General features: G+C 55.5%; 1 protein-coding gene. It reads right to left on the bottom strand.

Annotated features, from left to right (window positions below; all coding sequences use genetic code 11):
- Positions 1 to 31 precede the first annotated feature (31 nt).
- Complete coding sequence (gene rpoC / locus HMPREF9538_RS14730) at positions 32 to 4,255, bottom strand: DNA-directed RNA polymerase subunit beta' (RefSeq protein WP_002884146.1); 4,224 nt, start codon at positions 4,253 to 4,255, stop codon at positions 32 to 34.
- Positions 4,256 to 4,295 lie beyond the last annotated feature (40 nt).

Raw genomic sequence — 4,295 nt, 5'->3', positions numbered from 1 at the left:
CCTGACCGGCTTTTTAGCAGTGCATCAACGATTAATCGTTGTCAGAACCGCCCAGACCTGCGTTCAGCAGCTCTGCCAGGTTGGCAGACGCTTCTTCCACGCTCACCTGCGGTGCCGCCGGCAGCTCGCCAGCAGCGCGACGGCGCATACGATCCTGGTGATACGCATAACCGGTACCGGCCGGGATCAGACGACCCACGATGACGTTCTCTTTCAGACCGCGCAGTTCGTCGCGTTTGCCCGCAACGGCTGCTTCGGTCAGCACGCGAGTGGTCTCCTGGAACGATGCCGCGGAGATGAAGGACTCGGTGGCCAGAGACGCTTTGGTGATACCCAGCAGATCGCGGGAGAACGTTGCGCCCACTTTGCCGTTCGCTTCCAGTTCGCGGTTCGCGATCTTGACGCGGGAGTATTCCACCTGCTCGCCTTCGAGGAAGTCGGAGCTGCCTGCGCTTTCGATGGTGGCTTTACGCAGCATCTGACGAACGATAACTTCGATGTGCTTATCGTTAATCTTAACGCCCTGCAGACGGTATACGTCCTGGACTTCGTTAACAATGTAACGGGTCACAGCATGTACGCCACGCAGACGCAGAATGTCGTGCGGTGCTTCCGGACCGTCGGAAACCACATCACCACGTTCCACACGTTCACCTTCGAACACGTTGAGCTGACGCCATTTCGGGATCATCTCTTCGTACGGCTCGCTACCGTCTACCGGGGTGATAACCAGGCGACGTTTCCCTTTGGTTTCTTTACCGAAGGAAATGATACCGCTGATTTCAGCCAGGATAGCCGGCTCTTTCGGACGACGTGCTTCGAACAGGTCCGCAACGCGCGGCAGACCACCGGTGATATCCTTGGTACCGCCGGATTCCTGCGGAATACGCGCCAGGGTGTCACCCGAGCTGATCTGTACGCCATCTTCCAGCTGAACAATCGCTTTACCCGGCAGGAAGTACTGAGCAGGCATATCAGTGCCTGGGATCAGAACGTCGTTGCCCTGAGCATCAACAATTTTCAGTGCTGGACGCAGATCTTTACCACCTGCGGTACGTTCTGCAGAGTCCAGAACCACCAGCGAAGACAGACCGGTCAGCTCGTCAGTCTGACGAGTAATGGTCTGACCGTCGATCATGTCAGTGAAACGGATGAAACCGCTAACTTCGGTGATAACCGGCATGGTGTGCGGATCCCAGTTTGCGACGGTTTCACCGCCGGCAACCTGCTCACCGTCGCCTTTCGCCATAACCGCACCGTAAGGTACTTTATAGCTCTCTTTGGTACGACCGAATTCGTCGATCAGCTTCAGCTCGGTATTACGGGAAGTGATAACCAGCTTACCACTGGAGTTCACAACCGACTTCGCGTTGCTGAGCTTGATGCTACCTTTGTTTTTCACCTGGATGCTGGATTCAGCAGCCGCACGAGATGCCGCACCACCGATGTGGAACGTACGCATCGTCAGCTGTGTACCCGGCTCACCGATGGACTGTGCCGCGATAACGCCGATAGCCTCACCTTTGTTGATGAGGTGGCCACGCGCCAGGTCACGACCATAGCAGTGCGCGCAGACGCCAAAGTCGGTGTCACAGGATACAACGGAACGCACTTTGACGGAGTCAACGGAGTTCGCTTCCAGCAGGTCACACCAGTGCTCATGCAGCAGCGTGTTGCGTGGAACCAGAATATCCGCGGTACCCGGCTTCAGAACATCTTCCGCAGTCACACGACCCAGTACGCGATCGCGCAGCGGCTCTTTAACGTCGCCACCTTCGATAACCGGCGTCATGGTGATGCCTTCCAGGGTGCCGCAGTCGTCTTCAGTGACGACCAGGTCCTGCGCAACGTCAACCAGACGACGAGTCAGGTAACCGGAGTTCGCTGTTTTCAGTGCGGTATCCGCCAGACCTTTACGAGCACCGTGGGTGGAGATGAAGTACTGGAGTACGTTCAGACCTTCACGGAAGTTCGCGGTGATCGGCGTTTCGATGATGGAGCCATCCGGCTTCGCCATCAGACCACGCATACCAGCCAGCTGACGAATCTGTGCCGCAGAACCACGCGCACCGGAGTCGGCCATCATGTAGATGCTGTTGAAGGAAACCTGCTGCTCTTCCTGACCGTCACGGTTAATCACGGTTTCGGTTTGCAGGTTATCCATCATCGCTTTGGATACACGATCGTTCGCCGCAGCCCAGATATCGATAACTTTGTTGTAGCGTTCGCCCGCGGTCACCAGACCGGACTGGAACTGTTCCTGAATCTCAGCAACTTCCGCTTCCGCTTCGCTGATGATTTCGTATTTTTTCTCCGGGATGACCATGTCATCGATACCAACGGATGCACCTGAACGCGCTGCGTAAGCAAAGCCGGTGTACATCGTCTGGTCCGCAAAAATAACGGTCGGTTTCAGACCCAGAATACGGTAACAGGTGTTCAGCATCTTGGAGATCGCTTTCTTACCAAGCGCCTGGTTCACGATAGAGAACGGCAGACCTTTCGGCACGATCATCCACAGAATGGCACGGCCAACGGTCGTGTCTTTCAGGCTGGTTTTCGCGACAAACTCACCATTGTCGTCTTTTTCGTATTCAGTGATACGCACTTTAACGCGCGCATGCAGAGAGGCCAGGCCGGCGCGATAAATACGCTCAGCTTCTTTCGGGCCAGTCAGCACCATGCCTTCGCCTTTGGCGTTAACACTGTCACGGGTCATGTAGTACAGACCCAGTACAACGTCCTGAGACGGAACGATGATTGGTTCGCCGTTCGCCGGGGACAGGATGTTGTTGGTAGACATCATCAGCGCACGCGCTTCCAGCTGGGCTTCCAGCGTCAGCGGTACGTGAACAGCCATCTGGTCACCATCGAAGTCGGCGTTGTATGCCGCACAAACCAGCGGGTGCAGCTGGATGGCTTTACCTTCGATCAGAACCGGTTCGAATGCCTGAATACCCAGACGGTGCAGGGTTGGCGCACGGTTCAGCAGGACCGGGTGTTCGCGGATAACTTCGTCCAGGATATCCCAAACGACAGCTTCTTCGCGCTCAACCATCTTCTTAGCGGCTTTGATGGTGGTGGCCAGGCCACGCAGTTCCAGCTTGCCGTAGATGAACGGTTTGAACAGCTCCAGCGCCATTTTCTTCGGCAGACCGCACTGATGCAGACGCAGGTATGGACCTACGGTGATAACAGAACGACCGGAGTAGTCAACGCGTTTACCGAGCAGGTTCTGGCGGAAACGACCCTGTTTACCTTTGATCATATCGGCCAAAGATTTCAGAGGACGTTTGTTAGAACCGGTGATCGCACGACCGCGACGACCGTTATCCAGCAGGGCGTCAACCGCTTCCTGCAGCATACGTTTTTCGTTGCGTACGATGATATCCGGCGCAGCCAGATCCAGCAGACGTTTCAGACGGTTGTTACGGTTGATCACGCGACGATACAGATCGTTGAGGTCAGACGTCGCGAAACGACCACCGTCCAGCGGAACCAGCGGACGCAGATCTGGCGGCAGTACCGGCAGAACGGTCAGGATCATCCACTCCGGCTTGTTGCCAGACTGAACGAAAGCTTCCAGCAGCTTAATGCGCTTGGTCAGCTTTTTACGCTTGGTTTCGGAGTTGGTTTCGTTCAGCTCTTCACGCAGCTGCTCGCATTCCTGCTCCAGATCCATATTGCGCAGCAGCGCCTGGATCGCTTCCGCGCCCATTTTCGCGTCGAATTCGTCACCGAACTCTTCCAGCGCGTCCAGGTACTGTTCTTCCGTCAGAATCTGGTTGCGTTCGAGGTTGGTCATGCCACCTTCGATAACCACATAGGATTCAAAGTACAGTACACGTTCGATATCGCGCAGCGGCATATCCAGCAGCAGACCGATACGGGACGGCAGGGATTTCAGGAACCAGATGTGCGCAGTCGGACATGCCAGCTCGATGTGGCCCATGCGCTCACGACGCACTTTAGTCTGGGTCACTTCAACGCCGCACTTCTCACAGATCACACCGCGGTGTTTCAGGCGCTTGTACTTACCGCACAGGCACTCATAATCTTTTACCGGCCCAAAGATACGGGCGCAGAAAAGGCCGTCACGTTCTGGCTTGAACGTACGGTAGTTAATGGTTTCCGGCTTTTTAACTTCACCGAAAGACCATGAACGGATCATGTCTGGCGAAGCCAGAGCAATTTTGATCGCATCAAACTCTTCGGTTTTAGTTTGCGCTTTCAGAAACTTTAATAAGTCTTTCACGGATTTGCTCCCGTCGGAGTTAGCACATTCCGCTGCCGGG

The sequence above is a fragment of the Klebsiella sp. MS 92-3 genome, assembly GCF_000195655.1.
GTDB classification, from domain to species: Bacteria; Pseudomonadota; Gammaproteobacteria; order Enterobacterales; family Enterobacteriaceae; genus Klebsiella; species Klebsiella pneumoniae.
Note: the sequence above shows the minus strand (reverse complement) of the source record. Positions and strands in the feature narration are given on the sequence as shown.